The sequence below is a fragment of the Streptomyces sp. NPDC091649 genome (assembly GCF_044756785.1).
Lineage (GTDB): Bacteria > Actinomycetota > Actinomycetes > Streptomycetales > Streptomycetaceae > Streptomyces.
Map to the genome: position 1 here is coordinate 567,269 of NZ_JBIVTR010000001.1, position 26,589 is coordinate 593,857.

At 71.3% G+C, this 26,589-nt stretch carries 24 protein-coding genes and 2 tRNA genes; 7 read left to right on the forward strand and 19 right to left on the reverse strand.

Going from position 1 to position 26,589, the window contains the following annotated elements:
- Positions 1-166: 166 nt before the first annotated feature.
- Entirely contained in the window at positions 167-586 is a 420-nt protein-coding gene (locus ACIQMU_RS02490) for a Fur family transcriptional regulator (RefSeq protein ID WP_352238113.1), read from the forward strand.
- 107 nt (positions 587-693) lie between these two features.
- Here the strand turns inward: ACIQMU_RS02490 and ACIQMU_RS02495 are convergent.
- From ACIQMU_RS02495 to ACIQMU_RS02510, 4 genes are all read right to left on the reverse strand, one after another.
- Positions 694-767 (reverse strand) — tRNA-Met (locus ACIQMU_RS02495).
- Between the two features lie 181 nt (positions 768-948).
- Entirely contained in the window at positions 949-3,018 is a 2,070-nt protein-coding gene (locus tag ACIQMU_RS02500) for a tetratricopeptide repeat protein (RefSeq protein WP_352238112.1), read from the reverse strand.
- 226 nt (positions 3,019-3,244) lie between these two features.
- Positions 3,245-3,318 (reverse strand) — tRNA-Met (locus ACIQMU_RS02505).
- A 42-nt stretch (positions 3,319-3,360) separates the two neighbouring features.
- Positions 3,361-6,393, reverse strand: a complete 3,033-nt coding sequence (locus ACIQMU_RS02510; protein ID WP_402688240.1) for a UPF0182 family protein — start codon at positions 6,391-6,393, stop codon at positions 3,361-3,363.
- A 127-nt stretch (positions 6,394-6,520) separates the two neighbouring features.
- On the opposite strand from ACIQMU_RS02510, the gene ACIQMU_RS02515 reads away from it, so the two are divergent.
- Positions 6,521-7,090, forward strand: a complete 570-nt coding sequence (locus tag ACIQMU_RS02515) for a PPA1309 family protein (protein WP_352238111.1) — start codon at positions 6,521-6,523, stop codon at positions 7,088-7,090.
- A 49-nt stretch (positions 7,091-7,139) separates the two neighbouring features.
- On the opposite strand, the gene ACIQMU_RS02520 is transcribed toward ACIQMU_RS02515, so the two are convergent.
- The 4 genes from ACIQMU_RS02520 to ACIQMU_RS02535 all read right to left on the reverse strand — a co-directional run bounded on the left by ACIQMU_RS02520 (position 7,140) and on the right by ACIQMU_RS02535 (position 10,365).
- Positions 7,140-8,246, reverse strand: a complete 1,107-nt coding sequence (locus tag ACIQMU_RS02520) for a PDZ domain-containing protein (protein ID WP_352238110.1) — start codon at positions 8,244-8,246, stop codon at positions 7,140-7,142.
- A gap of 103 nt (positions 8,247-8,349) precedes the next feature.
- Positions 8,350-8,520 carry a hypothetical protein gene (locus tag ACIQMU_RS02525; RefSeq protein ID WP_015611229.1) on the reverse strand — a complete coding sequence of 57 codons (171 nt, stop codon included), beginning with the start codon at positions 8,518-8,520 and terminating at the stop codon, positions 8,350-8,352.
- A 126-nt stretch (positions 8,521-8,646) separates the two neighbouring features.
- Positions 8,647-9,108, reverse strand: coding sequence for a molybdenum cofactor biosynthesis protein MoaE (locus ACIQMU_RS02530; protein WP_352238109.1), 462 nt, complete (start codon positions 9,106-9,108; stop codon positions 8,647-8,649).
- Between the two features lie 105 nt (positions 9,109-9,213).
- A complete protein-coding gene (locus tag ACIQMU_RS02535) occupies positions 9,214-10,365 on the reverse strand; it encodes an SDR family oxidoreductase (RefSeq protein WP_402688075.1) in 1,152 nt (383 codons plus the stop codon).
- A 190-nt stretch (positions 10,366-10,555) separates the two neighbouring features.
- On the opposite strand from ACIQMU_RS02535, the gene ACIQMU_RS02540 reads away from it, so the two are divergent.
- Together ACIQMU_RS02540 and ACIQMU_RS02545 are read left to right on the forward strand one after the other, a co-directional pair.
- Entirely contained in the window at positions 10,556-12,055 is a 1,500-nt protein-coding gene (locus tag ACIQMU_RS02540; protein WP_352238107.1) for a zinc-dependent metalloprotease, read from the forward strand.
- Complete coding sequence (locus ACIQMU_RS02545; RefSeq protein ID WP_352238106.1) at positions 12,052-12,591, forward strand: NUDIX domain-containing protein; 540 nt, start codon at positions 12,052-12,054, stop codon at positions 12,589-12,591. Before ACIQMU_RS02540 ends, ACIQMU_RS02545 begins: the two co-directional genes overlap by 4 nt.
- A gap of 75 nt (positions 12,592-12,666) precedes the next feature.
- Here the strand turns inward: ACIQMU_RS02545 and ACIQMU_RS02550 are convergent, their stop codons facing one another.
- From ACIQMU_RS02550 to ACIQMU_RS02565, 4 genes are all read right to left on the reverse strand, one after another.
- The gene (locus ACIQMU_RS02550; protein WP_352238105.1) at positions 12,667-13,422 is read right to left on the reverse strand and encodes an AIM24 family protein; all 756 of its coding nucleotides are present in this window, start codon (positions 13,420-13,422) and stop codon (positions 12,667-12,669) included.
- Between the two features lie 19 nt (positions 13,423-13,441).
- Entirely contained in the window at positions 13,442-14,122 is a 681-nt protein-coding gene (locus ACIQMU_RS02555) for an AIM24 family protein (RefSeq protein WP_352238104.1), read from the reverse strand.
- Positions 14,123-14,133: 11 nt separating this feature from the next.
- A complete protein-coding gene (locus tag ACIQMU_RS02560) occupies positions 14,134-15,789 on the reverse strand; it encodes a TerD family protein (protein WP_402688076.1) in 1,656 nt (551 codons plus the stop codon).
- 120 nt (positions 15,790-15,909) lie between these two features.
- Positions 15,910-16,542, reverse strand: coding sequence for a M48 family metallopeptidase (locus ACIQMU_RS02565; protein ID WP_352238102.1), 633 nt, complete (start codon positions 16,540-16,542; stop codon positions 15,910-15,912).
- A 243-nt stretch (positions 16,543-16,785) separates the two neighbouring features.
- Between ACIQMU_RS02565 and ACIQMU_RS02570 the strand changes: the two genes are divergently transcribed.
- Both ACIQMU_RS02570 and ACIQMU_RS02575 read left to right on the forward strand, forming a co-directional pair.
- Positions 16,786-18,033: a ThiF family adenylyltransferase gene (locus ACIQMU_RS02570; RefSeq protein WP_352238101.1), complete on the forward strand. Its 1,248-nt coding sequence runs from the start codon at positions 16,786-16,788 to the stop codon at positions 18,031-18,033.
- A gap of 64 nt (positions 18,034-18,097) precedes the next feature.
- Positions 18,098-19,543, forward strand: a complete 1,446-nt coding sequence (locus tag ACIQMU_RS02575; RefSeq protein ID WP_352238100.1) for an AarF/ABC1/UbiB kinase family protein — start codon at positions 18,098-18,100, stop codon at positions 19,541-19,543.
- A 46-nt stretch (positions 19,544-19,589) separates the two neighbouring features.
- On the opposite strand, the gene ACIQMU_RS02580 is transcribed toward ACIQMU_RS02575, so the two are convergent.
- The 5 genes from ACIQMU_RS02580 to ACIQMU_RS02600 all read right to left on the reverse strand — a co-directional run bounded on the left by ACIQMU_RS02580 (position 19,590) and on the right by ACIQMU_RS02600 (position 23,504).
- The gene (locus ACIQMU_RS02580; RefSeq protein WP_352238099.1) at positions 19,590-19,793 is read right to left on the reverse strand and encodes a hypothetical protein; all 204 of its coding nucleotides are present in this window, start codon (positions 19,791-19,793) and stop codon (positions 19,590-19,592) included.
- 96 nt (positions 19,794-19,889) lie between these two features.
- On the reverse strand, positions 19,890-20,249 hold the full coding sequence (locus ACIQMU_RS02585) for a hypothetical protein (protein ID WP_352238098.1): 360 nt from the start codon (positions 20,247-20,249) through the stop codon (positions 19,890-19,892).
- Positions 20,246-20,614 carry a WhiB family transcriptional regulator gene (locus tag ACIQMU_RS02590; protein ID WP_006127424.1) on the reverse strand — a complete coding sequence of 123 codons (369 nt, stop codon included), beginning with the start codon at positions 20,612-20,614 and terminating at the stop codon, positions 20,246-20,248. Before ACIQMU_RS02590 ends, ACIQMU_RS02585 begins: the two co-directional genes overlap by 4 nt.
- A 176-nt stretch (positions 20,615-20,790) precedes the next feature.
- On the reverse strand, positions 20,791-21,117 hold the full coding sequence (locus ACIQMU_RS02595) for a hypothetical protein (protein ID WP_402688077.1): 327 nt from the start codon (positions 21,115-21,117) through the stop codon (positions 20,791-20,793).
- A 167-nt stretch (positions 21,118-21,284) separates the two neighbouring features.
- Positions 21,285-23,504: an ATP-dependent DNA helicase UvrD2 gene (locus ACIQMU_RS02600; protein WP_402688078.1), complete on the reverse strand. Its 2,220-nt coding sequence runs from the start codon at positions 23,502-23,504 to the stop codon at positions 21,285-21,287.
- A 273-nt stretch (positions 23,505-23,777) separates the two neighbouring features.
- Here ACIQMU_RS02600 and ACIQMU_RS02605 point away from each other — a divergent pair, with 273 nt between their 5' ends.
- On the forward strand, positions 23,778-24,032 hold the full coding sequence (locus ACIQMU_RS02605; RefSeq protein ID WP_006127421.1) for a glutaredoxin domain-containing protein: 255 nt from the start codon (positions 23,778-23,780) through the stop codon (positions 24,030-24,032).
- Between the two features lie 134 nt (positions 24,033-24,166).
- Here the strand turns inward: ACIQMU_RS02605 and nudC are convergent, their stop codons facing one another.
- Complete coding sequence (gene nudC, locus ACIQMU_RS02610) at positions 24,167-25,123, reverse strand: NAD(+) diphosphatase (RefSeq protein WP_352238095.1); 957 nt, start codon at positions 25,121-25,123, stop codon at positions 24,167-24,169.
- 64 nt (positions 25,124-25,187) lie between these two features.
- Positions 25,188-26,582 carry a dipeptidase gene (locus tag ACIQMU_RS02615; protein ID WP_402688079.1) on the reverse strand — a complete coding sequence of 465 codons (1,395 nt, stop codon included), beginning with the start codon at positions 26,580-26,582 and terminating at the stop codon, positions 25,188-25,190.
- Positions 26,583-26,589: the final 7 nt, after the last annotated feature.

The following is a 26,589-nucleotide window of genomic DNA, read 5'->3' on the forward strand; positions in this document are numbered from 1 at the left end:
GCACTTCCGGTGATCGGCCGACCTCGGTCGCCGGGCCGATGTTCCGCACAGCCTGTCCCTTGGCGTATGCCGGTCTCGATCCTACAATGGACATTGTCTAAGTCAAGCGAACATCCAAAGTCACACCCGATCGGGACTCGGTCCCTCCACTGTTAGGCTGGACTCCATGAGTGACCTGCTGGGACGACTTCGTGGACGCGGCTGGCGCATGACGGCGCAGCGGCGTGTCGTGGCCGAGGTCCTCGACGGGGATCACGTCCACCTGACGGCGGACGAGGTCCACGCGAGGGCCGTTTCCAAGCTGCCCGAGATCTCGCGCGCCACCGTGTACAACACCCTCGGCGAGATGGTGTCCCTCGGCGAGGTGCTGGAGGTCTCCACCGACCGCCGGGCCAAGCGCTACGACCCGAACGCGCACCGCCCCCACCACCACCTGGTGTGCGGCCGGTGCGGGGCTATCAGGGACGTGCACCCGGCGGGCAACCCGCTCGCGGACCTGCCCGCGGACGAGCGCTACGGCTTCATGGTCTCCGACGTCGAGGTGACGTACCGGGGCATCTGCCCGAACTGCGCCACCGCCGCCTGAGCCGACCGCTTCGGGTCCCGCCCGCGGGCGGGACCGCGGCCCTTGGCGCCTCCCGGACATGACGAAGGCCCGGGTCCCTGCTGGGATCCGGGCCTTCGTCTTTTCAGTAGCGGGGACAGGATTTGAACCTGCGACCTCTGGGTTATGAGCCCAGCGAGCTACCGAGCTGCTCCACCCCGCGTCGTTGAATGCAACGTTACGTCAACGGGTCGGGCGGCGCAAATCCATTCACACAGCCGTGGAAGGGCCTTCGTTCCCGGTATCGGTGCCACCCGGCTCCGGCACCCAGGCACCGGTGACACCCGCCCCGTGCCACGCCGGTTCCGGTTCAGCCCGATGCCCGTGACACGCCGGTCCCGGTGCTAGGCGGTCAGCTCCTGGTGCAGCGCCTCGCGCAGCCGCGCGGCCCGTTCGGTCACCTCGGCGGGGCCCAGCTCCACCGCTCGCGCGCACCAGCGCTGCCCTTCGGTCAGCTCCCCCCGGCGAGCGGCGAGGAGCGCCAGGCGCAGCGCGGCGCGGCCGTGTCCCGCGCCGGCGGCACGGCTCCACCACAGGGCCGCCTCGCGCTCGCTGCCTTCGCGAGCCAACAGCAGCCCGAGGTTGAAGGCCCCGTTGCGGCTGCCCGCCTCGGCGGCCTGCCGGTACCAGTGGGCGGCGCTCTCGACGTCCCCGCGGGCGGCGGCGAGCATGCCGACCCGGACCTGGGCACGGCGGTGGCCCTGCTGGGCGGCCCGCTCGTACCACTCCTCGCACTCGGTCTTCTCCGGCATCGGCTCGCCCAGGGCGGGCGGGCCCGGCGGCGGCTGGCGCGCGTCCAGCACACCGGCAAGCCGGAACGCGGCCTCGGCGCTGCCGCCGCCCGCGGCACAGCGCAGGTGCCGCTCGGCTTCCCGTTCGTCACCCTCGCGCAGCAGGGCGATGCCGACCTGGAGCGCCGCGTCGGTGTGCCCGGCCGCCGCGGCGCGCTCGTACCAGCCCAGCGCCGTACGGTCCTCGTCGCGCCCGGCGTGCAGGATGCCGAGATTGAAGGCCGCGTCGACGCTGCCCGCCTCGGCCGCCTTGGAGAACCAGGGCTCCGCCCCGGTGTGGTCGCCCGCCTGGAGGAGCAGGACCGCGAGCGCGTTGGCGGCCTCGCGGTGTCCGGCGTACGCGGCACGGCGGTACCACTGCTCGGCCTGCGGGGTGCGGTCCTGGGCGGCGCAGAGCAGCCCGAGGTTGTACGCCCCGTTGACGTCGCCGGCGTCCATCGCGGCCCGGTACCAGCGCTCGGCGGTCTGCTGCTCACCGCGCGCGGCGTGCAGCGCGCCGAGTGCGTTGGCGGCGTTGCCGTCGCCGTCCTGGGCAGCGCGCAGCCACCACACGGCGGCGCTCTCCTCGTCGCCGGCGTCGCGCAGCAGGAAGCCCAGCGCGCAGGCGGCGCGCGGCTCGCCGTCCTTGGCGGAGGTGAGGTACCAGCGTCCGGCCTCCTTGAGCTCGCCGCGCTGCTCCAGGATCGCGCCGAGGTGAAGCGCGGCACGGCGGTGACCCCGGGCGGCGGCCTGGCGGTACCACTGCTCGGCCTCGCCGACCCGGCCGGCGGCCGGGCCCGCCACGGGGTTGTCGTCGGCCCGCGCGCTCCCGGCGCCCGTGGGCCCCGTCGACATGTCCCGGGCGGGTGCGGGACGGCCACCGGGGAGGCCGAGGCCCGTTCCGGTACGAACGGAAGCGGCGCCCCGGCCCAGGCCGAAGGCGTCGTGCGGGTCCGCGACGGCCTTCCGCTCCAGGGTGCGGGCCAGCCGGTAGGCGGCCTCGCGGTGTCCCTGTTCGGCGGCGGCGCGCAGCCAGCGCTCGGCGCCGACGTCGCCACGGTGCTCCAGGAGGTCGGCCAGCGCGTAGGCGCCCAGCGCGTGCCCCTGCTCGGCGGACTGGCGCAGCCAGTACTCGGCGCCGGGCTCGTCGCCGCGTTCGCGGAAGTGCCGGCCGAGCGCGTGGGCGGCGGCGGCGGATCCGGCCACGGCGGCGATACGCCACCAGCCGGCGGCCTCGTCCGGGTAGCCGCGCTGGTGCAGCAGGACGCCCAGGTTGTTGGCGGCGGCCCGGTCGCCGTCGGCGGTGGCGGCGCGCAGATACCGCTCGGCGCTGTCCAGCTCTCCCCGGCGCAGCAGCAGCGCGCCCAGGACGCTCATGGACGCGGTGTCCCCGGCGTCGGCGGCGCGACGGTGGCGGGCCTCGCTCTCGGCGCTGTCCGCGGCGTCGACCGCGTCCGTGGTGTCCTCGTCGGACGTGCTGGCGGCGGTGCTGGTGTCGGTGGCGCCGGTCCGCTGGACCGGTGCGCCCGCCCCGGCGATGGCAGCGGCGAAAGCCGCGTCTACCGCGCTTTTCGCATCTTGGCCGCGCTGCTGCACAAACCGCCCTGTCTCCAACAGAGTTGCCCTGTCCCCCATAAATACCATCGTCGCACCACCTGTAACCCGCGTACACCTGGTATATCGCAGCCAGTGAGGTCACTTCAGCGTTTTGTCGACATGCCCATAGGGAGACAAGTCAAACACGCCCGGACGCAACTGGTGCCCAGCGAAACGCGCTTCACGCCGACTGCCTCGGACCGACACGACTTGCGCACACAACGGACACGACGAAGGCCCGGATCCCTTGGGATCCGGGCCTTCGTCTTTTCAGTAGCGGGGACAGGATTTGAACCTGCGACCTCTGGGTTATGAGCCCAGCGAGCTACCGAGCTGCTCCACCCCGCGCCGTTGTGTTCAAACCGTACCACGGCGCGGGGTGGACTCTTCTCAGCTGCCCTGGTCGGAGCCCTTCTCGGCTCCGTCGGCGTCCGGCTTCCTCGCCGGATCCGCCTTGTCCGCGTCCGCCGGTTTCCCGGCGCTCGCGGGCTCGGCCGAGCTGTCCGGCTTGGCGTCGTCCGCCGGCTTCTCGGCGTCGTCGGCCTTCTCCCCCTCGCTGCCCGCCTTCGGCTGCGCGGCGGCGGCTCGTTCCAGGGCCTCCTGTAGAGCCTCCTGGGCCTTGCCGTAGGCCGGCCAGTCCTGCTCCTTCAGCGCCTTCTCGCCGTCGGAGTACGCCTCCTGGGCGTCCGCGATGGCCTTCTTGAGCGCGGCGCTGCCGGTGGCCGGGGGCTCCTCGGTCTCGCCCGGCGGCTCACTGGGATCGGGCGGGGTCGTGGCCCCGTCGTCCTCCACTCCGAAGACGGCGTTGAGCGCCTCTCCGAGGCTGTTCTCGAAGACGATCTTCGAGCCGTACGAGGCGGCCACCTTGCGCAGCAGCGGGTAGTTCTGGTTGCCACCGCGCGTGTAGACGGGCTCGATGTAGAGGAACCCGCCCTCCAGCGGAACGGTCAGCAGGTTGCCGTACTCGATGTCCGAGTCGGTGCCCTTGAGGTTCCTCACGAACTCGGCGACGTCGTCGATGCCGTTGAGCTCACTCTGTACCTGGCCGGGGCCCTTCACCGTGGAGGTGACCCGCAGCAGCCGCATCTGCCCGTAGTCCTTGCTGTCCGCGTCCGCGTTCACCGCCATGAAGGCCCCGAGGTTGGGGCGCCCCCTGGGAGTGAACGTGGTGGTCAGGGAGAACTGCTGTGCGTCCTGGCCCGGCATCTTCATGCTCAGGTAGTACGGCGGAACGGAGCCCGGCTCCTTGTTCGTCGGGTCGTCCGGCACCTGCCAGGCGTCACTGCCGCTGTAGAACTGGGCGGGGTCCTCGACGTGGTAGCGGGTGAGCAGCTCGCGCTGGACCTTGAAGAGGTCCTGCGGATACCGCAGGTGGTCCATGAGGGCCTGCGGGATGTCACCGCGGGACTCGACCGTCCCCGGGAACGCCTTGCGCCAGGTCTTGAGGACGGGGTCCTTGGTGTCCCACTCGTAGAGCTTGACCTTGCCGTCGTACGCGTCGACGGTGGCCTTCACCGAGTTGCGGATGTAGTTGACCTGGTTCTCCTGGGCGACGACCGCGCGCTGATTGGTGGTCAGCGAGTCGGCCGTGGTGTCGCCGAGCGTCGTCCGGGACGCGTACGGGTAGCCGTTGCTCGTGGTGTACGCGTCGACGATCCACTGGATCCGGCCGTCGACGACCGCCGGGTAGGCGTCGCCGTCGATGGTCAGCCACGGGGCGACCGCCTCCACGCGCTCCTTGGGCGTGCGGTTGTACAGGATCCGCGAGCCCTCACCGATGGCTCCCGAGTACATGATCTGCGGCTCGCTGAAGGAGACCGCGTACGCGGCGCGGTTGAAGGCGTTGGAGAGACTGACCCCGCTGTCACCCTTGTAGCTGGTGGTCTTCTCGCCGTCCTCCTCGTAGTCGAGCTCCTTCTGGGGCCCGCCGACGATGGAGTACTGCTGGGTCTTCTCGCCGTAGTAGACGCGCTGCTCGTACTTGCCGAAGTCACCGCTGGAGGGCAGACCCGACTCGGTGAAGTCCGGGGACCCCGTCGGGTTGGTGCCGGTGGTGGTGCCCCGGGCCGCGATGGCGCCGTAGCCGTGGGTGTACGTGAAGTGGTCGTTGATCCAGTTCCGCTTGGGCAGGCCCTGGATGTTCAGCTCACGCAGGCCGATGACGGTGTCCTGCTCGTTGCCCTCGTCGTCCTTGTAGCGGTCGACGTCCAGCGTCTTGGGGAACTGGTAGTAGTTCCTCTTCTGCTGGAGCTGCTGGAAGGCCGGGGAGACGACGTTGGGGTCCATCACGCGGTAGCTGGCGGCGGTGTTGGCCGTGGCCCGCAGCTTCGCGTCGTCCTTCGTGGTCGCCTGACCGTCGTAGTCGTCCACCTTGGCGTCATCGATGTCGTACGCGTCGCGTGTGGCGTCGATGTTCTTCTGGATGAACGGCGCTTCCTTGGCCTGCTCGTTCGGCTGGACCTGGAACTTCTGCACGATCGCCGGGTAGAGCCCGCCGATCAGGATCGCCGAGAGCACCATCAGGCCGAAGCCGATGACCGGGAGCTGCCAGGTGCGGCGCCACAGCGTCGCGAAGAACAGCACCGCGCAGATCGCGGCGATGCAGAACAGGATCGTCTTCGCCGGGAGGTAGGCGTTGGCGTCGACGTACCGCAGGCCCGTCCAGTTGTCGGTGGCCTTGAAGTCACTGGACTTCACGGCGAGCCCGTACCGGTCGAGCCAGTAGGCCACGGCCTTCAGGGAGACGAAGATGCCGAGGAGTACCGAGAGGTGGCCGGTGGCCGCCCCGGTGGCCCGGGCGCCGGGACTCGTGATGCGCAGCCCGCCGTACAGGTAGTGCGTCAGGGCGGCGGCGATCAGCGCGAGAACGGTCGCCGCGAAGCCGAAGCCGAGCAGGAAGCGGTACCACGGCAGGTCGAAGGCGTAGAAGGCGACGTCCAGCTTGAACTGGGGGTCCTTCTGGCCGAACGACACGCCGTTGACGTACATCAGCCACGTGCGCCACTGGCCGGAGGCGGAAGCTCCGGCGATCAGTCCGATGAGCGCCGTGACGGCGAGCAGCACCCACTTCTTGTAGGGGGCGATGCTCATGCGGTAGCGGTCCAGGCTCTGCTGCTCCAGCGACATCGCGCTCAGCGGCGGCCGGAGCCGGTGCGCGAGCCAGATGTTCACGCCGATGGCGAGAGCCATCAGCAGTCCGAAGACGAGGAACAGCCCGATCTTGGTCCACAGGGTGGTGGTGAAGACGGATGAATACGCGACCGACCTGTACCAGAGCCAGTCCGTCCAGAACCCGGCGAACATGACGAAGGCCATGGCGAGGACCGCCAGGACACCCAAAGTCATGAGCAGGGTACGGGCGCGCCGGGACGGGCGGCCGACTCTGATCCGTGGCCCGGTCGGGCCTCCGCCGCGGTCCGGCATCTGGAAAGCCAACGTGCGCACCTCGAAGTTCGCGGTCGTGTGGAACAGGCCCAGCGATCCTAGAGCCCACCTATGCAACTTACTGAGGCTTTACCTAGTTCCCGTTCCCGGGGCGGAAGGAGGCAGGATGTTGCCCATGCCCAACGTTTCCCCCGCAGGACCCCCGATGGCCGCGAGTCCCCTCACCGTCGCCGTCCTCGAAATCGACGCCTATGCCTCCAACCTCGGCTGGGACCAGCCCGCCCGGCTGTTCGCCCTGGTCGACACCGCCCGGTTGCGGGTCCAGGAGCCCGGCCTCGCCGCTCAGCTGGGGCTTGAGGACCCCAGCTCCTCCGTCGCCGCGCTCACCCCGATCGAGCAGGACGAGCTGCCCGCGGGCACCGCGCTCGACGACTTCCTCGGCACGATCGCCTGGCCCGACGCCGTGGTCGGCTGTGCCATGACGGTGGAGCGGCTGATGCTGCCGCCCTCCGCGGAGGCGTCCGTGCCGGAAGGTCTCAGTGACAAGCAGCTGACCGAATGGGTGGCCAGGCACCCCGACCGGCAGGAGGTGCGGATGACCGTGGCCGTTCTGCGGGACGGGGCGCGCGAGTCCGCCGTGCGGCTGCGCGAGAAGGATTCCCCCACCGAGGTGCTGACCGGAGCCGGTCTGGTGCCCGGGCTCGCGGAAGCGCTCGCGGCGACGTTCGAGTCCTGATCCGGCCGCTGCCCGGGGCCCGTCGTACGGTTCCCGGGCGGCACGGCCGTCAGCCGGTCGAGCAGCTCGGCAGGTCCGCGGCCTTCCCCGAGCCGATCCGCTCCAGGGACTTCGTGGCGTCCTCAAGGGTCTTGACCCGTACCAGGGTGAGCCCGTCGGGGATGTCGGCCGCGGCCGAGGCGCAGTTGTCGTCCGGCGTGAGGAAGTAGCGGGCGCCGGCGTCGCGGGCGCCGACCAGCTTCATGGTGATGCCGCCGATCGGGCCGACCTTGCCGGCGTCGTCGATGGTCCCGGTGCCCGCGACGAACTTGCCGCCGGTCAGGTCTCCCGGGGTGAGCTTGTCGATGATGCCCAGGGAGAACATCAGTCCGGCGCTCGGTCCGCCGACGTCCGCGAGCTTGATGTCGATCTCGAACGGGAACGTGTGGTCCGTGCCGGCCCTGATCCCGACGATCGCCCGGTCCTCGCCGCCGTCCTCGGCGGCGGGGGCCTTGGCGGTCGTAATGGTGATCTCCTTCTCGTCGCCCTCGGGGGCACGGCCCGCCTTCTCGGCCGCCGCGGCGTCCTTCTCCGGGATGACGGTGAAGGTGACGTCCTCGCCGGGCCGGTGCTGGGTGACGAGTTCCGCCACGTCGCCGGGCTTCTCGACGGCCGTGCCGTCGACGGCCCTGATCACGTCGCCCGCGTGCAGCTTGTCCTCGGAGGGGCTGCCCTTGACCACCGTGGAGACCACGACCTGCGTGGAGACCGGGATGTCCAGCTCCTTCAGGGCGGCCACCTTGGCGCTCTCCTGGGACTGGCTGAACTCCTCGGCGTTCTCCTGGGTGGACTGCTCCTCGGTCTTGCCGTCCGGGTAGAGCGTGTCGTGCGGCACCACGACGCTGTCGTGGGCAAGCCAGCCGTAGACGGCCTCGACGACGTTCATCCGGTAATCCGCTCCGGTGACGCGGACCGTCGTCATGTTGAGATGCCCGGATGCCGGGTACGTCTTACGACCCGAGACCTGCAGGACGGGCTCGCCACGCGCGTCGCCCAATGTGTTGACCGTCGGCCCCGGGGACATCTCCGCGTACGGCACTTTGATCAGCACGCCTGCGCAGAGCAGCGCGATGAGGACGAGGGTGGAAGCGAGCATCGTCGCGGTGCGGCGTGGCATGGAACGACAGTACGGGAAGGGCCTGTCAGTGCACCGCCGGGGCCGGTCCGTGCGAGGCGGCGGAAACACGCGGCGGAAGGCGGTCACGCGGCGTGCGGCGGTCTCAGAGAGCCTCGGAACCGGAGTGCGATTTCTCCATCGCGTCGCGGAACCTGGCGTAGCCGGCGAGTTCGGTGACATCGCCGGTCGTGCGATTGCGGGCAGCCCAACTCGCCCATATCGCACCGCCGACAGCAGCGAAAAGTGGAATCAACAGCCAAGCGAGTGCCGCCATCACGACCTCCCTACCCCATGAGCGACCGGGTACCCGATCAGCAGATTAACGATCCGGAAGACCAACGCTCATGGCGGGGGGGCGGTTACGCAAATCGGGGCCGATGCGTCCCGGTCCGGTTTGCGATCAGCAGGCGCCGACCCACTCCTCCGTACCGTCCGAGAAACGCTGGTGCTTCCAGATCGGAACCTCGTGCTTGAGGTCGTCGATGAGCTTGCGGCAGGCGTCGAACGCCTCCGCGCGGTGCGGGCAGGCGACGGCGACGACCACGGCCAGATCGCCCACCTCCAGTTCACCCACTCGGTGGACGGCCGCCAGTGCGCGGACCGGGAAGTCGGCGACGACCTTCTCCGCCACCCGGCGCAGCTCGTCCTCGGCCGAGGGGTGACAGGAATAGCCGAGCGCGCCGACGTCCTGACCGGCGTCGTGGTTGCGCACGGTGCCGACGAAGAGCGCGATGCCGCCCGCCGCGTCGTCGCCGACGGCGCGGAAGACCTCGTCGACGGAGAGCGGGGCGTCCCGGATCGCCAGCAGCCGGACGGGGTCGGCCGCCGCGCGCTCGCCGGGGTGGTCGTGAGTGGATGCCATGCACCCATCGTGCCGTACGGCGCCGACATCCCGGTATTGCCTGTTCGACCGGCGGCCGGCCGAACGGTTTGGAGTCTCCTACAGGCCCCCCGGAGCGGTGGGCGGTCAGATGCGGCGGCGCGCCTTGCGGGCACGGCGGACGACGGCGGCGGCGCCGAGCAGGGCGACCGTGGCTCCGGCGGCTCCGGCGGCGGTGGCGTCCTTGCGGCCGAGGCGGCGTCCGGCGAGCGTGTGTCGGCCCTCGACCTCTTCGAGGAGGGCGCCGAGCACCTCCTCGTTCGTCCACTTCGGCCGCCACCCCACATCGTGCAGCCGGCTGACGCTGACGACCCAGGGGTGCATCGTGTACGCCAGGTCGCCCGCCGGGGACGGGGTGAGGCCGATCCGGTGCAGCCGGGCGGCGGCCCCGAGCGCGACGGCGGAGGGCAGCTCCATCCGGCGCACACCGCTGAGCTCCTCGACCTCCTCCTGCTCCAGCCAGCCGTCGCAGCCGACCGCGAACTCGCCGTCGATCTTCTCCAGCGCGGCGTACTCCAGCGCCGTCACCAGGTCCTCGACGTGGCAGAACTGCCAGGCCGGGCGCGATCCGGCGACGACCAGGAGGCGCGGGGACTCGAAGTAGCGGGTCAGGGCGGTGTCGGTGCCGCCGACCAGGACGGTGGGGCGCACGACGGTGACGTTGAGCCCGGGGTGGGCGCGCGGGGCCCGGCGGCCGAGCCGCTCGATCTCCAGGAGGTCGCCCACCCCGGTGGCCTCCGCGGTGGCGCGCAGCTCGGCGTCCTCGGAAAGCGGCACGTCGTTGTCGGGAAGCGCGCCGTAGACCATCGCCGAGGTGCACAGCACGACCCGGTGGACCCCGGCGGCGGCCGCGGCGGTGAGCACCGTCTGGGTGCCACGTACGTTGTACGCGGTCCGGGCGGCGGGGTCGGTCTCCAGATCGAGATCGAGGGCCAGGTGAACGACGACGTCCGCGCCCCGCAGCTTCTCGGCGATGGCCGGATCCCGTACGTCGAGGATGTGCCAGGTCGCCTCGGAGACCTCTCCGCGGCGCTCGTCGATGGCGATGACCTGCTTGACGGCGTCGGATGCGGCGAGCTGGGCGGTCAGCAGTTCGCCGATGCCGGTGGCGGCGCCGGTGACCGCGACGACGGGGCCCCGATTTCTGGGGGCCCTGGGGCTCTTTTTCTCGGGCGTGCTCTCGGGCGAGGGGTCGGTCAGGTTTCGCGCTGCGCGAACCTGCGGATCTGGGGAACTCACCGGGCGTCTCCAGCGGTTGTCTTCAGTACGTACCCGAATGACGCGTACGTACCAGGTGGCGTCCATCCTGCCGCAGGCCGGGAGTCGGCGGAGCACTGAGGCCCGAAGCGGGCGTGGTGTCTACGCTGGATGGTGATGTCGGGCAGTCGCCGTCGGTTCGAGCCGGCGGCCCTACGAGCCGAGGAAACCCGTGAGTGACACCCCATTCGGATTCGGCCTTCCGCCGGAGGAGCCGGAGAACGGCGACGAGGGCAAGAAGAAGGACCCCACCGAAGGTGGGCAGAGCGCGGGCGGGCCCGGAGGCCCGTTCGGATTCGGGCCGGGGGCGGGCGGGGACAACCCGTTCGCCGCGATGTTCGGCTCGATGAATCCGAACGACCTCGGCGCGGCCTTCCAGCAGCTCGGCCAGATGCTGAGCTACGAGGGCGGTCCCGTGAACTGGGACATGGCCAAGCAGATCGCCCGCCAGACGGTCTCCCAGGGAGCCCCGGACGGCTCCAAGGACGCCAGCGTCGGCCCGTCCGAGCGCACGGCGGTCGACGAGGCGCTGCGGCTGGCGGACCTCTGGCTGGACGGCGTGACGTCGATGCCGTCCGGTTCGGTCTCCACCGTGGCGTGGAGCCGCGCGGAGTGGGTCGAGGCGTCCCTCCCGGCCTGGCAGCAGCTGGTCGACCCGGTGGCCGAGCGGGTGGGCCTGGCGATGGGCGATGTGCTGCCCGAGGAGATGCAGGCCATGGCCGGCCCGCTGATCGGGATGATGCGGTCGATGGGCGGCGCCATGTTCGGCCAGCAGATCGGGCAGGCCGTGGGCGTGCTGGCCGGTGAGGTGGTGGGTTCCACCGACATCGGGCTGCCGCTGGGTCCTGCGGGCAAGGCCGCCCTCCTCCCGCTGAACGTGGAGAGGTTCGGCAAGGACCTCAGCGTCCCGCAGGACGAGGTCCGCCTGTATCTGGCCCTGCGCGAGGCCGCTCACCAGCGGCTCTTCGCCCATGTGCCGTGGCTGCGCTCGCACCTGTTCGGTGCCGTCGAGGCGTACGCCCGCGGCATCAAGGTCGACACCGGCAAGCTGGAGGACGTCGTCGGCCAGTTCGACCCCTCGCAGCCGGAGCAGTTGCAGGAAGCCCTTCAGCAGGGCATGTTCCAGCCCGAGGACACGCCCGGGCAGAAGGCGTCCCTGGCCCGGCTGGAGACGGCTCTCGCGCTGGTGGAGGGCTGGGTGGACGCGGTGGTCCACGAGGCGGCGAAGTCCCGGCTAACGTCGTCCGACGCGCTGCGCGAGACGATGCGCCGGCGCCGTGCTTCCGGCGGACCGGCCGAGCAGACGTTCGCCACGCTCATCGGTCTCCAGTTGCGCCCGCGCCGGCTGCGGGACGCCTCGCGCCTGTGGGCCTCGCTCACGGACGCCCGCGGGCTGGAGGGCCGGGACGCGCTCTGGGCCCACCCGGACATGCTGCCGACAGCCCACGACCTGGACGACCCCGACGGCTTCGTGCACCACGAGCAGGCCGATTTCTCCGAGCTGGACAAGATGCTCGGTGAGGCGGCGAAGGGCCCGCGGAAGCCCGCGGCGGATGACCGGTCGGAGTCGGAGCCCGCGGCGGATGACCAGCCCGACGCGAAGCCCGTCGACGGCAAGGACGACGGCGATGACGAGGGCAAGGCAGAGGGCAAGGACGGCCGCGACCGGTGACGCTGCACGAAGACGCCGTTCTCGTGCTCAAGGGGTACGCCCCCGAGGACGAGCACGGTGACCAGGCGGAGCTGCGTCAGCTCTACCTGGATCACCTGGCACGGCACGAGGACGGCATGTGGAAGGCGTGCGGGGCCGGACATGTGACGGCCAGCGCCCTGGTCATCGACCCGGAGCGGGAGAGAGTGCTGCTGACGCTGCACCGGAAGCTCCGGATGTGGCTCCAGATGGGCGGCCACTGCGAACCGCAGGACACCGCGCTGGAGGCGGCGGCGCTCCGGGAGGCGACGGAGGAGTCCGGCATCGCGGGGCTCACTCCGCTGCCCGGCGGGCCGGTCCGGCTGGACCGGCACCCGATCCCGTCTCCCTGCAACTGGCACCTCGACGTGCAGTACGCGGCGCTGGCCCCGGCCGGAGTGGCGGAGCGGATCAGCGAGGAATCCCTGGAGCTGCGCTGGTTCGGCTACGAGGACGTGGCCGGAGTGGCGGACGTGTCCGTCGTACGGCTGCTGGCGGCGACGCGTTCCCGCCTGTAGCGGCGGACCCGATGGATGTGCGCGAGGGGCGGCCTCCCTGAGGCCGCCCCTCGCCGCTGCGCTCTGCCGTGCCGGTCAGTTCCAGGCGTTGTTCTGGTTCTGGCCGTGCGCGCCCTGCTGGCCCATGCCGAACTGGGCACGGGCGCCCTGGCCGATCTGGGCGTGCTGCGGCGGCATGACTTCACTCGGCTGGACCAGGGCGAAGCCCTGGCCGAGGAAGCTCAGCTCCCAGCCCTCCCCGGTGTTGCCACGACGCCGGAAGACGCCCGCGGAGTGCGTCTGGGCCTGCATCTGCACGCGCAAAGAGCTGGACCAGGCGACCACCGCGTCGGCGTCGGCGTTGACGTACTTCTCGGGCGTGACCTGCATCATCAGGGGCTGGCCCGAGGTCATCAGGGCGACCTTGCCGGAGCCGGAGATGTTGAGCTGGTACTTGCCGCTGCCGGAGATCCCGTACTGGCTGTCCACCGCGATGACCTCGGTGTGCAGCGAGGAGTCGAGCGCGAGGACGTAGGAGCTGTCCACCGTCATCCCCTCACGGTCGACGTCCACGACGTGGATGTACTGCGCGAGGTTGGCGAGGTAGACGGTGCCCTGGCCGGACACGCGCATCAGGTCGAGGCCCTCGCCGGTGCGCGCCCGGGCACGCCGCTGCCCCTGGGACTGGTACTCCCCGTCGAAGTCCATCAGGCCCTGGTAGGCGACCATCGCGCCCTTGCGGGCGAGGACGTCGTCCTGGCCGGTCAGCGAGACCCGCAGGAGCTGCGGGTTCTGGATCGCGTACCGGTCCTGGGTCTGCTGCTCGGTGTGGCTGAAAAGCGGACTCTGCATGATGTGTTCTCCCTCCCCCTCAGTTCCGGACCCGCAGGCGGTCCGTGCTGTCCTCGCTCGGCTGGACGACGACGATGCCCTGGCCGGAGAAGCCCATCTGGTACGCCTCGCCGCTGCCGCGGCCGATCAGCGAACCGGCCTTGAAGCTGCGCTTGCCCTTCACCTTGAGGTTCGGGGACCAGGCGACGAGCGCGTCCGGGTCGACGTACGTCTCGTCCTCTCCGCGTCCGCAGTCGACGACGATCGGGGTGCCCCGGGAGGTGATGGCGACCCATCCGGTGCCCTGGACGACGACGTTCCACAGACCTTGTCCGGCGAACTTGGCCATCCCCTTGACCTTCTCGACGCCCCAGGTGAGGTGGGCGTCGAAGGCGAGGAGGTTGGTGCCGTTGACGGAGATGGAGTCGTTGTCGAGGTTGATGACGACCACGTCCGCGCCGTAGTCGGCGAGGTAGAGCAGCCCGTCGCCGGAGCACTTCATGACGGGTGCGCCCTCGCCGGTGATCCACTGGGAGGCGATCTGCCGGGCGGCGGGCGGGTTGGGCTCGTACTGGATGAAGCCCTCGTACGCCACCATCGAGCCGGTGCGGGCGAAGAGGTCCTGTCCGGAGGCCATGGCGACCTTGAGCATGGTCTTGCCGTGGTTCTCCATGCGGGCCGTGACGGGGGTCGGGGCGTAGCCCGCGAGTTGCTGGTTCATGACGGGCTCCCTCAGACCTCGTAGGGCTGGACGACGATGAAGTTGCCGGGGGCGCCCCGGAACTGGAGGTTCACGGTCTCCCCGCTGTGTCCGGGGTACGCGTTGCGGCGCAGCCGGACCTGGCTGGAAACGATCACCTGGGAGGCGGCCGACCAGGCGACGACGGCGTTGCAGTCGGCGAACGTGGTGGGCGTGACCGGCAGGACGACCGGGGTGCCGTGGGTCTTCACGATCACGGTGCCGGTGCCCTGGAACTGCATGGTGAACAGTGCGCCGCCGGGGATGCCGTGTCCTTCGACCCTGCGCACCTCGTACTGGAGGGACTCGTCGAAGGCGAGGACGCTCTCGGCGGATACGCAGAGGGCGTCGCCCTGCAGTTCGATCGGGTGCAGGTGCGAGCCCTCCTCGGCGAGGAAGACCTGGCCGCGGCCGGTACAGCGCATCAGCTGCATCTCCTGGCCGGTGGCGTTGCCCACGGCACGGCCGACGAACCCGGCGCTCTTGTAGCCGAAGTCCACCTTGCCCTGGTACATCACCATGCTGCCCTGGCGGGCCAGGACCCCGGAGCCGCCCATGGTCAGGTCGACCCGCATGAGCTGCTGGTTCTGCGGGGTCCAGCGCTGCCCGGTCGCGGTCTCCTTGTACGGCTGGAGGGCCGCCCGGAGACCGGCGCCCGCGGCCGGAACGCCTTGGGGCACCCCCTGCGGAACACCCGGTGGCATGCCGCCGGGTGGCTGCTGGCCGTACGGGGCCGGCGCGGGCTGACCGTACGGGGCGGGAGCCTGCTGACCGAAGGGAGCGGCGGGCGGGGCGGGCGGAACGCCCTGGCCGGGGACCTGGCCGAATTGCGGCTGCTGGGGCTGCGGGGGCTGGCCGTACGGGGACGGGGCCTGGGGCGCTTGGGGTGCCTGGGGTGCCTGGGGCGCTTGCGGAGCCGCAGGGGCCTGCGGAGCCAGCGGGGCCGCGATCGTCAGTGCCGCGTGCACCGGCTGCTGCGGCGCGGACGGGGCGCCGAAGGACGGTGCGGGCTGCGGAGCCGCGGGCGCGGGCGGCGCGCCGAAGGCCGGGGGCGCGGCGGCCTGGGCCGGCGGGGCGAAACCAGGGGCGGCGGCCGGTGCGGCGGCGGGCGGCGCCTCTTCCTCGGCGACCTCGCCGCCGAAGTTCTTCAGGAGCGCGTCGAGGCCGCCGTCGAAGCCCTGGCCGACGGCGGCGAAACGCCAGACGTCCTTCAGGTAGAAGTCGCCGAGCATGACCGCGCGCTCGGTGGTGAACTCGGACCCGGTGAAGGCGTACCTCACCACTTCCTCGCCGCCCGCGACGATCCGGATGTACCCCGGACCGATCTGGGACATCTGCCCGGAACCGTCGAGCGTCGCGGTGAAGGAGAGCTTCTGGATGGCTGCCGGAATGCGGTCGAGCGTGACGCGGAAGGACTCGGTGTCACCGGACTGCGCACCGAGGAGCTGGATGGACTCCTCGGGCGATTTCGGCTGATTGAAGAAGATGAAGTACCGGTCGTCGGAGAGCTGCTCGTTGGCGTCGAGACCGAAGCAGCTGATGTCGAAAGTCAGCCCCGGGGCGGCGATCTGCACACCTACGTACAGATCCGTCCCTGCCGTGAGATCACTGATCTTGGCCTTGTGGCCGCGTTGGAATTCCCTGGCCATGCGTAACGACCGTCCCCCATCCCGAAGGTAAATGCGTCGCGTCAGGCTAACCGCAAACGACGACATCGGGCCAAGCCGGTACACACCCGGTACAGAATCGGCGAATGCGGCCGGGCCCCGTCACTCCTCGCGGGCGGCGGGCAGACGGGGCCGGTGAGGCAGCTGGTCGGCCGCCACCACGCCCTCCAGATAGCCACGGGCGCGCTCGGTGCGCGGATACGCCTCCAGCAGCCGCCAGAACCCCGGACCGTGCCCGGGAACGAGCAGATGCGCGAGCTCGTGGAGGAGCACGTAGTCGACGACGTACTCCGGCATGCCCTGCAACCGGTGCGAGAGCCTGATGCTGCCCTCGGCGGGGGTGCATGAGCCCCAGCGGGTGTTCTGATTGGTCACCCAGCGCACCGAGACGGGCCTGGCGCGACCCTCGAAATACTGGTCGGACAGCCGTGCGGCTCGCTCCGCGAGCTCGGTGTCGCCCGGGACGCGCTTTTTCTCCTGGGCGGCGAGCTTGTCCAGCATCAATCCCACCCAGCGCTGTTCCTCGGCCTGGGACATCCGGGCGGGGATGAGCACGATCGTGCGGTCACCTTCCCGGTACGCGGAGACCGTCCTCCTGCGCCGGGTGCTCCTGCGGACCTCGACCGCACTCGTCGCCGAAGCGCGGAGCGAAGGGGCTGCCGCGCCACGCTGGGGACTTTTGGCGCTGCGCGCGGGGATCTCCCCGGTGAGGCCGGATGACGGGTCGGCGGGCACGCCACGACGTTACCCGCTGCCGGTGGGGGAAGTCCCGCCCCGGGAAAGGTTCAGCGATGCCCCGCCCGACAGCTCCACCTTTTGAACGATTAAAGGCTTGAACGACTGATAATCCCTGCCTGTGGACAACTCGACGCACGGTTCGGCGCGGGACCGCATTCTGGTGGAGGTCCTGCGGAAAGCCCCGCGGATCATCCGGTCTGCGGGCGCCCGTGCCCGCGACACCGCTCGGGGGGAGAAGTCATGTATCCGATGCTGAAGCCCGCACTGCGTCGCGCCTGGCGCGGCCGGAACACCGTGCAGTTCGGTGTGACGCCCGCACATGCCGTGACGCTCGGGCCGCTGGACATCGCCACCGGGAGCTTTCTGGAACTCCTCGACGGCACGCGGGGCCTGCCACTCCTGCACGAGGAGGCACGTGCGCTGGACCTGCCGGAACGTCACGTGGATCTCCTTCTGGCCCGGTTGGCGGAGGCCGGACTCCTCGACGACCCGCGGTCCGCCGGCGCGGAAGCCGAAGCGCTGCGCAGGCAGGTCGAGGTGATGGACCGACAGCGGCCCGACGTCGCCTCGCTGTCGGTCGTCCGACCGGAGCCCGGCGCCGGCCTGCGCCGGATGGCGGCCCGGCGGGCGATGGCCGTCCAGGTGCGGGGAGCGGGCCGGGTCGGTGCGTCCATCGCCTCGGTGCTGTCCGGTGCGGGCGTGGGACATGTGGAAGTGCTCGACGGGGGCCGGGCCGAGCCCTGGGATGTGGCGCCCGCGGGGCTCCCCCCGGCCTCCGTGGGAGAGCGGCGTGACGTGGCGGCCCGCCGGCTCGTCCGCCGGTCCGCGCCCGGGCCCGCTCCCCGGCGGGTGAGAACGGACGGGACGGTGGCGGGCCGCGCGGGGACCGGCACCGCGGGAGCGGGCGAGAGAGGGGCGGGCCGCCCGGGAGCGGCTCCGGCAGGCGCCGGGGCGGGGGCCGGCCCGGTGGGAAGCGCCGGCCGGCCCGGCCTGTCGCTGGTCGTCGTCGCTCCCCGGGACGGCCTCGCGGTGTACGCGCCGGTCGCGGACGCCGCGGGTTCCTGGATCGCGTCGGGCACTCCTCATCTCTATGCGGGAGTGATGGAGGCCACCGGGGTGGTCGGACCTCTCGTCCTGCCCGGAGGCACCGGCTGCGCGGGCTGTCTGCAACTGCACCGCGCGGACCGGGACCCGCAGTGGCCCCGGATGCTGGCGCAGTGGCGTTCCGGGCGGCGGGCAGCGGTGCAGGCTTGCGATCTGGGGCTCGCGACGGCGGTCGCCGGTCTCGCCGCCGCGCACGCTCTGGCGTTTCTGGACGGGGATCTGCCCGCCAGTACCGGAGTTCGCTGGGAGGCCGCGCTGCCGCTGCTCGACTGGCGGTCGGATCCGATCGACCCGCACGCGGACTGTTCCTGCGGGGCGGCCGGAGGCGCTAAGGGGGAACGGGCCTCCGGTGGTGTTCCGGCGCAGGACACAATGGCGGGGTGACCGCGGCCGCCGGAGTGACACCGGAGGACCGAGCGGCACGGCAGTCTGGGAACTGGAGGGGCACATGTCTGATCTTCCCCGGAAGGCGGTTACGCGTACGGCCAAGCTGGCGGCGCTTCCGCTCGGCTTCGCCGGCCGTGCCACATGGGGCCTGGGCAAGCGCATCGGCGGAAAGTCGGCCGAGCTGGTCGCCCGTGAGGTGCAGCAGCGCACGGCGGACCAGTTGTTCAAGACCCTGGGCGAACTGAAGGGCGGGGCGATGAAGCTGGGCCAGGCCCTCTCCGTCTTCGAGTCGGCCCTGCCCGAGGAGGTCGCCGGGCCCTACCGGGCAGCGCTGACCAAGCTTCAGGAGGCCGCACCGCCACTGCCCGCGCACACGGTCCACAAGGTTCTCGCCGAACGGGTCGGGGAGGACTGGCGGGAGCGTTTCCTGGAGTTCGAGGACACTCCGGCGGCAGCCGCGTCGATCGGTCAGGTGCACCGGGCGGTGTGGCACGACGGCCGCGAGGTCGCCGTGAAGGTGCAGTATCCCGGCGCGGGCGAGGCGCTGCTCTCCGACCTCGCACAGCTCAGCCGCTTCGCCCGGCTACTCGGTCCGCTGGTCCCTGGGGTGGACGTCAAGCCGCTGATCAAGGAGCTGCGCGACCGGGTTTCGGAGGAGTTGGACTACGAGTTGGAGGCTCGGGCGCAGCGAGCGCACGCGGAGGAGTTCGCGGGTGACCACGATGTGGTGATCCCTCAGGTGGTGCACCAGTCCGACCAGGTGTTGGTGACGGAGTGGATCGAGGGGGTCCCGCTGTCCGAGGTCGTCGCGGAGGGCACCGCGGAGCAGCGGGACCGCGCGGGCCAGCTGCTGGCCCGCTTCCTCTTCTCCGGTCCGGCGCGCACCGGCCTGCTGCACGCCGACCCGCATCCGGGCAACTTCCGGCTGCTGCCCCCGGCGGAGGACGCGGAGGAGGAGGGCGGCCCGGCCGGTTCGTGGCGGCTGGGGGTGCTGGACTTCGGCACGGTCGACCGGCTTCCGGGTGGTCTGCCGCAGAGCATCGGCGACTCGCTGCGGCTGGCGTTGGAGGGCGACGCGGCCGGGGTGTACGCGCTGCTGCGCGAAGAGGGTTTCGTGAAGGAGTCCATCGACCTGGACCCGGACGAGGTGCTCGACTACCTGCTTCCGATCATCGAGCCCACGCGGGTGGAGGAGTTCACCTTCAGCCGGGGCTGGATCCGTGAACAGGCGGCGCGGATAGCAGACCCGCGCTCCCCTGCCCATCAGCTCGGCAGGCAGCTGAACCTCCCTCCTTCCTACGTCCTGATACACCGGGTGACGCTCAGCACGATCGGAGTGCTGTGCCAGCTCGGCGCGACGGTCCGGCTGCGCGACGAGTTGGAGGCGTGGCTGCCGGGATTCGTCGGGGAAGACGCGGCGGCGGCGGACGGCGAGTACGCGGAGGACGCCGGGGCCGCCGAGGAGAAGGCCGAGCCGGGGGCGGAGGGCCGGGCCGTCGAGGCGTAGGCCGGGCGGGCGGGGCGCGGGGCGGCGGGGGGCGCAGGGCGGGCGGTCACCACCAGAGCGAGTCGAGCCGGCTCTCGATGGCGCGGATGTGGAGGCGGGCACAGTTCTCGCAGAAGAGAAGACGCTGTCCGTCCTCCACGGAGCGGAGCCAGGTCAAAGGGGCCGCGTCGCCATCGGCGGCGGTACCGCAGCGGGCGCACACCACACTTCCCACGTCCGGTTGTTCGGGGGGTCGGGTCTCCTCGTCCACCTCCCGACGATATCTCCGTGACCGGCCGGCGGCACACAACGCACCGCGGGGCCGTCCGTGTCCGGACGGCCCCGCGGCGGGGTGGTGGAAGCACGGTCAGTGCATGACCGCCATGGCCAGCGCGCGGCGGGCGCGCAGCGAGGCGCGCTCCGCCTGGCGCTGCATCCGGCGGGCGGCGATCAGGCGGATCGACTGGCGGTCCTCCTGGGCCTCCCGCAGGCGGTCGTGCATATGCGCACGAGCCAGGGCTTCTGGGATGAGTTGCATTTCGCGGGTCCTGTTCTGACGCGAGTCGTTCGCGCCGCTGATGGTGACGTCGGGGGTGGCGGAGCCGACGGGCTCCTTCGTGGGGGTGATCATTGGTGCCTGATTCCGGGGGTCATGGGTCTGGGGGCGGTCGATCGTTCCGAGGCGCAGGCTGCGTGTGGGTGCGGGGACCCCACCGGTGGCGGTCACGCTGCGACCGGGTTCTTGCGCGGACGGCCACGCGGACGCTTGCGGGCCACGACGACGCCCTGGACGAACAGCTCGCCGCCCCAGACACCCCACGGCTCACGGCGGTCCTTCGCCCCGGCGAGGCATGCCTCGACCAGCGGGCAGGTGCGGCAGAGGGACTTGGCGTACTCGACGTCGGCGGGCGACTCGGCGAAGAAGACCTCGGGGTCGTAGGAGCGGCAGGGGACGGGCACGCCGAGGTTCTCGATGGCGTCGTCGAGCGCGGTGAGCGTGGTGAGCGGGGTCAAGGTGGAGTCCTCCGTGGAGCCGGGCGGCGAGATCGGGGTGGAAAGCGGTACTGACGGGGCGTGCGTTTCGATGTGCACGGTGGGTGGTGTCCTCGTCTGGTCGTGCCGGCCTGTTGGCCGGTTGGCGGCTGCTGGTACCAGGTCCTGCTTGTCCCGAGGCTCCTTCGTTCCGTCTCGTCCGTTCGGACAAAACAAAAGGGCCGCGGATCCCGAGTGGGGTTCCGCGGCCCTGAAGGCGCCGGCCTGATGCTGAATCAGGCTGGATCGCTCCAGGGTTCAGGCCCACGGAAGGCCCACATCGTGTGGTGCTGCGTCTGCTTCTTGGCTCCGGCACCGGCTGCCGCAAAGGCATAGACCTGGGCCTGTGCTGCCTTCGCTACTGCTGCCGCCGGTGCCTCGATCGGTCGCTCATTGCGCTCCCGCGTCACGGGGAGGCTCGCCAGGGACAGCGGACGGGCGGCGGAAATGCCGGACAGACCGGTGGCGTGGAGCGAGGCAACCGAGGAGCGGGTGAGGCCGAGCGAGCAGGCGGAGACGATCGAGAGATCGGTCATTTTCTGGGTTTCGATGATGCTGATCACTTCAATCGCCTCCTCTCGGCGTCTCGGGGGGACCGGCCGGGACCGGTCCTGCGTATTCGGATAAGTACAGCACGGAATCAGGGCTTCAGAGAAGTCGCTGTTCCCGTGGTTAAGAACCTATGGTGACGACTGGTGCGGGCGCAAACTATTTTTTGGACGAGTTTTCCTCAGGTCTCCTCGACGTCGGTCTCCCGCTCGTCATCAACCGCCTCACCTGCACAGATGGCCAGAACGTCCGTGCCGAAGCGGCTCATCTTCCGGTTGCCGACCCCGGCGATGACGACCAGCTCCCTCTCGGTGGACGGCACGGCCTCGGCGATCGCCATGAGGGTCTTCTCGGTGAACACGCAGAAGTCCGGCTGGCCCAGCAGGGCGGCTTGGCCGGCCCGCCAGTCGAGCAGCCGCCCGTACAGCGCCTCGTCCATGTCCGAGGGGCACTCCTCGCAGCGCATCAGCTTCATCTCGCCCGCGTCGGTCAGCGTCCGTCCGCAGACCCGGCACCGCACCGGCCCCCGGTGTTTCCGCTCGACCGCCGGGGTCCGGCTCGCTGCCGCGGCCCGTCCGGCGCCCCGGTCGATCCCTCCGCCGCCGCCGGCCCCGCCACGCGCGCCCGAGGCCGACGAGCCCGGCCGCAGCCCGTTCAGGAAGCGGGTCGGCCGCCGGCTCGCCCGGCCTCCCGGCGACCGGGACAGCGCCCAGGAGAGAGAGAGGTGGACGCGGGCGCGGGTGATCCCGACGTACATCAGGCGCCGTTCCTCCTCGACCTGCTCGTCGGTCTTGGCGTAGGCGATCGGCATCATGCCCTCGGTCAGTCCGACGAGGAAGACGGCGTCCCACTCCAGGCCCTTCGCCGAGTGCAGCGAGGCGAGGGTCACCCCTTGGACGGTCGGGGCGTGCTGGGCGGCCGCCCGCTCGTCCAGCTCACGGACCAGGTCGGTCAGGGTCGCCCCGGGTTTCGCGGTCTCGAAGTCCTCCGCGAGGCGCACCAGCGCCGCCAGCGACTCCCAGCGATCGCGCACGGCTCCCGATCCGGCGGGCGGGCGGCTGGTCCAGCCCTTGGTGGAGAGCACCGCCCGCACCTGGGACGGCAGCCCCTCCGCGTCGTCGAGCAAGGAGTCGTTGCGCCCGGCGCGGGCCGCGCCGCGCAGGGCGGTGCCCGCTTCGCGGACCTCGGCCCGCTCGAAGAACCGCTCGGCGCCGCGCAGCTGGTAGGGGACCCCGGCGTCCGCGAGGGCCTGTTCGTAGACCTCGGACTGGGAGTTGACGCGGTAGAGCACGGCGATCTCGCCGGCCGGCACGCCCGCGGCGATGAGGTCGCGGATGCGACGGGCCGTGCCCTCGGCCTCGGTGGGCTCGTCGGGATACTCCGCGTACACGGGTTCGGGGCCCTTGTCGCGCTGCGAGACCAGCTCCAGCCGGTGGTCGGCGGCCTTGCCGTGGGCCTGGCTCAGCAGGCCGTTGGCGAGATGGACGACCTGCGGGGTGGAGCGGTAGTCCCGCACCAGCTTCACCACGGTCGCCCCGGGGTGGCGGGTGCGGAAGTTCAACAGGTGGTCGGGGGTGGCGCCGGTGAAGGAGTAGATCGTCTGGCTGGCGTCGCCGACGACGCAGAGATCGTCCCGGTCGCCGACCCAGAGGTCCAGCAGCCGTTGCTGGAGCGGGCTCACGTCCTGGTACTCGTCGACGACGAAGTGCTGGTACTGGCCCCGCACGTGCTCCGCGATGTCGCGCCGGTCCTGGAGGATGCCGACGGTGAGCAGCAGCACGTCCTCGAAGTCCATCACGGAGCGGTCGCGCTTGAGCTGCTCGTACATGGAGTAGACCTGGGCCAGCTCCGCCGGGTCGCGGGGGGCGTCCCGCCCGGTCTTGACGACCGCGGCCGGATAGTCGGCGGGGACCGTCTGGGTGACCTTGGCCCACTCGATCTCGCTGGTGGCGTCCCGCAGCTCGTTGCGGTCGAGCCGGAGCCCGCAGCGCGCGGCGGCCTCGGCGACCAGCTGCACCTTCCGCTCCAGCAGCCGGGGCAGCTCGCCACCGACTGCTTTCGGCCAGAAGTACTGGAGCTGCCGGAGGGCGGCGGAGTGGAAGGTCCGCGCCTGGACACCGGTCGCGCCGAGCTGCCGGAGGCGGCCTCGCATCTCCCCGGCGGCCCGGTTGGTGAAGGTGACGGCGAGCACGGTGGCCGGCTGGAGGATGCCCGCGCGCACTCCGTACGCGACGCGGTGGGTGATCGCGCGGGTCTTGCCCGTACCGGCTCCGGCCAGCACGCACACCGGCCCGTGCAGGGCCAGAGCCACCTCGCGCTGCTCGGGGTCGAGCCCGTCGAGCACGGCGTCCGGGGTCTCGGGAACCTGGGGGAAGAGGGTGGAGTGCGTTGCTGCTGTCACTCCGCCATGCTGCCAGGTCGCACGGGGCGGATGCGGCGGTTGTCCACAGGGGTGAGGTATTCGTCGTACTGATGCGGTGTCCGCCGTGCCGCCGGCCGCCCGGCCCGGGACGCCCGTGCGGGGCCGGGGGCCGGGGGGCGGGGCCGTGGCGGGAATGGTGGCCGCGTCCCGTACGTTCCCTAACGGTGCGGGACGGTTGCGGACAGTGGCCGGACCGCATGTGACGCTGCCGGCCGCGCAGCGGTACGGACGAGACGAAGGAGCGCCAGCGACATGGCGGGCACTGTGACGATGTACAGCACCACCTGGTGCGGCTACTGCCGTCGGCTGAAGAGCCAGATGGACCGCGAGGGAATCGCGTACAACGAGGTCAACATCGAGCACGACCCGGAGTCGGCCGCGTTCGTCGAGAAGGCGAACGGCGGAAACCAGACAGTGCCGACCCTGCTGATCGTGGCCCCCTCGGGCACCGAGTCGGTCATGACGAACCCGTCTCTCGCCCAGGTGAAGCAGGCGCTCGCCGCCTGACCCGCCGCGCTTCAGCACACCCCTGCCCCCGGCCGCCGCCCCCGGCGCCGCCGGGGGCAGTGCTGCGTCCGGGGACAGTGGTGCGTCCGGGGCAGTGCCGTGTTCGGGGACAGTGGTGCGTCCGGGACCGGTGCTCAGCCGGTCCGCGTCGCGCCGCCGGGCCTCGGGAGCGGCTTGCCGTACCAGAGCTCGATCAGGCGGGCCGCGATCGAGATGCCGAACGGCGGCATGACCTCGCCGGACTCGAAGGCCGCGGTGAGGTCCTCGCGGGAGAACCAGCGGGCCTCCTGGATCTCCTCGCCGTCGACGGCGATGTCGAAGGACGTCGCCCGCGCCATGAAACCGAGCATCAGGCTGGAGGGGAACGGCCACGGCTGGCTGGCGATGTACTCGACCTCGCCGACCGTGATCCCGGCCTCCTCGTACACCTCGCGGGCCACGGACTGCTCGATCGACTCCCCCGGCTCGACGAATCCGGCGAGCGTGGAGAAGCGTCCCTCCGGCCAGTGCACCTGGCGGCCCAGCAGGGCCCGGTCCTGGTCGTCGGTGACCAGCATGATGACCGCGGGGTCGGTACGGGGGTAGTGCTCGGCGCCGCATGCCTGGCAGCGGCGGATGTGGCCGGCCGCCGCGATGACGGTGCGCTCACCACAGCGGGAGCAGAAGCGGTGCAGGCGCTGCCAGTTCTCCAGGGCGACGGCGTGCACCATCAGGCCCGCGTCACGGGGGCCCAGGAGCAGGCCCGCCTCGCGCAGTCCGGCCGGGCGGGCCGACTGGTCCATGCGGCCCGGCAGCGAGTCCTTCTGGAGCGCGAAGTAGCTGACGCCGTTCTCGTCGGTGCCGAGGAAATACCGGTGGGTCTCGGTGACCGGGGCCTCGAATGCCTGGGTCATGACGATCTCGGTGCCCCCGTCGGGGGTGTCGTCGATCAGCACCTGCCCGCCGGAGACGACGAAGACGCGGGTCGTCGGGTGGCTCCACGCCACGGCCAGCCACGCCTCGTCGAGGCGGTGGTGTGCCGCGCGGTCGATGCCGCTCGGCGCGGTGAGGCCGATCGGGCGGTCTGCGGTGGCGTTGTCGAAGGTGCTCACAGGTGCTTCCTACTCCCCCTGGGTGGTTCGGGTGTGCACAGGTACGTGGAGGTGTGCAGAGGATTCAGCGGAGTGCCGCGGCCAGCTCGCCCCACAGGTGCGCGGTCGTCTCCACGCCCTTGAACAGGAGGTCCAGCTCGACCTTCTCGTCGGGGGCGTGCCAGCCGTCGGAGGGCACGGAGATGCCGAGGAAGAGGACGGGGGCGCCGAGCACGTCCCTGAGGTCGGCGGCTGGGCCCGAGCCTCCTTCGCGGGTGAAGAGGACCTTCTTCCCGAACGCCCGGCCCATCGCACGGGCCACGGCCTGGAGGGCGGGGTGGTCCAGCGGGGTCAGGCAGGGGCGGGTGGCCGGCTGGAAGGCGATCCGGTGCCGGACGCCCGCCGGGACACGGGATTCGGCCCAGGCGCTGACCGCCTGCCGCACGTGGTCGGGGTCCTGGCCGTCGACCAGCCGGAAGCTGATCTTCGCCAGGGCGGAGGCGGGGATGATCGTCTTGCTGCCGGCGCCCTGGTAGCCGCCGCCGATGCCGTTGACCTCGGCGGTGGGGCGGGCCCAGACGCGTTCCAGTGTGGAGTATCCGGCCTCGCCGGACGCGGCCTTGGACTTCGCGGTGCGCAGCCAGGTGGCCTCGTCGAAGGGCAGCTCGGCGAAGAGGGCCCGCTCGGTGTCGGTGAGGTCGGTGACGCCGTCGTAGAAGCCGGGGATGGCGACCTTGCCGTGCTCGTCGTGGAGCGCGGCGACGAGGCGGGCGATCTCGGTGGCCGGGTTGGGGACGGCTCCGCCGAACGACCCGGAGTGGATGTCCTGGGCGGGGCCGTACAGCTCGATCTCGCACTCCGCGAGGCCGCGCATGCCGGTGCAGACGGTCGGGGTGTCCTCGTCCCACATGCCGGTGTCCGAGACGATCACCGCGTCGGCGGCGAGCCGGTCCGCGTGGCGCTCGGCCAGGGCGCGGAAGTTCGGCGAGCCGGACTCCTCCTCGCCCTCGATCAGCAGCTTGAGGTGGACGGCGGGGGTGGTGCGGCCGGTCGCGGCGAGGTGGGCGCGGACCCCGAGGGTGTGGAAGAACACCTGGCCCTTGTCGTCGGCCGCGCCGCGTCCGTACATCCGGCCGTCCCGGATCACCGGCTCGAACGGGTCGGTCGCCCAGCCGTCCTCGCGGGCGGCGGGCTGCACGTCGTGGTGGCCGTAGACGAGGACCGTCGGGGCGTCCGGGTCCTCGCTGGGCCACTCGGCGAAGACCGCCGGTGCCCCGGGGGTCTCCCAGATCTCGGTGACCGGGAAGCCGGTCTCCGCGAGCTTGGCGCTCAGCCACCCGGCGCTGCGCCGTACGTCGTCCGCGTGCTCCGGCTGCGCGGATACGGACGGGATGCGCAGCCACTCCGCGAGGTCGTCGAGGAACGCTGCGCGGTGTTGTTCGGTGTACGTACGGACGGCGCTGTCCGGGGTCTCGCTCATGCTCTTG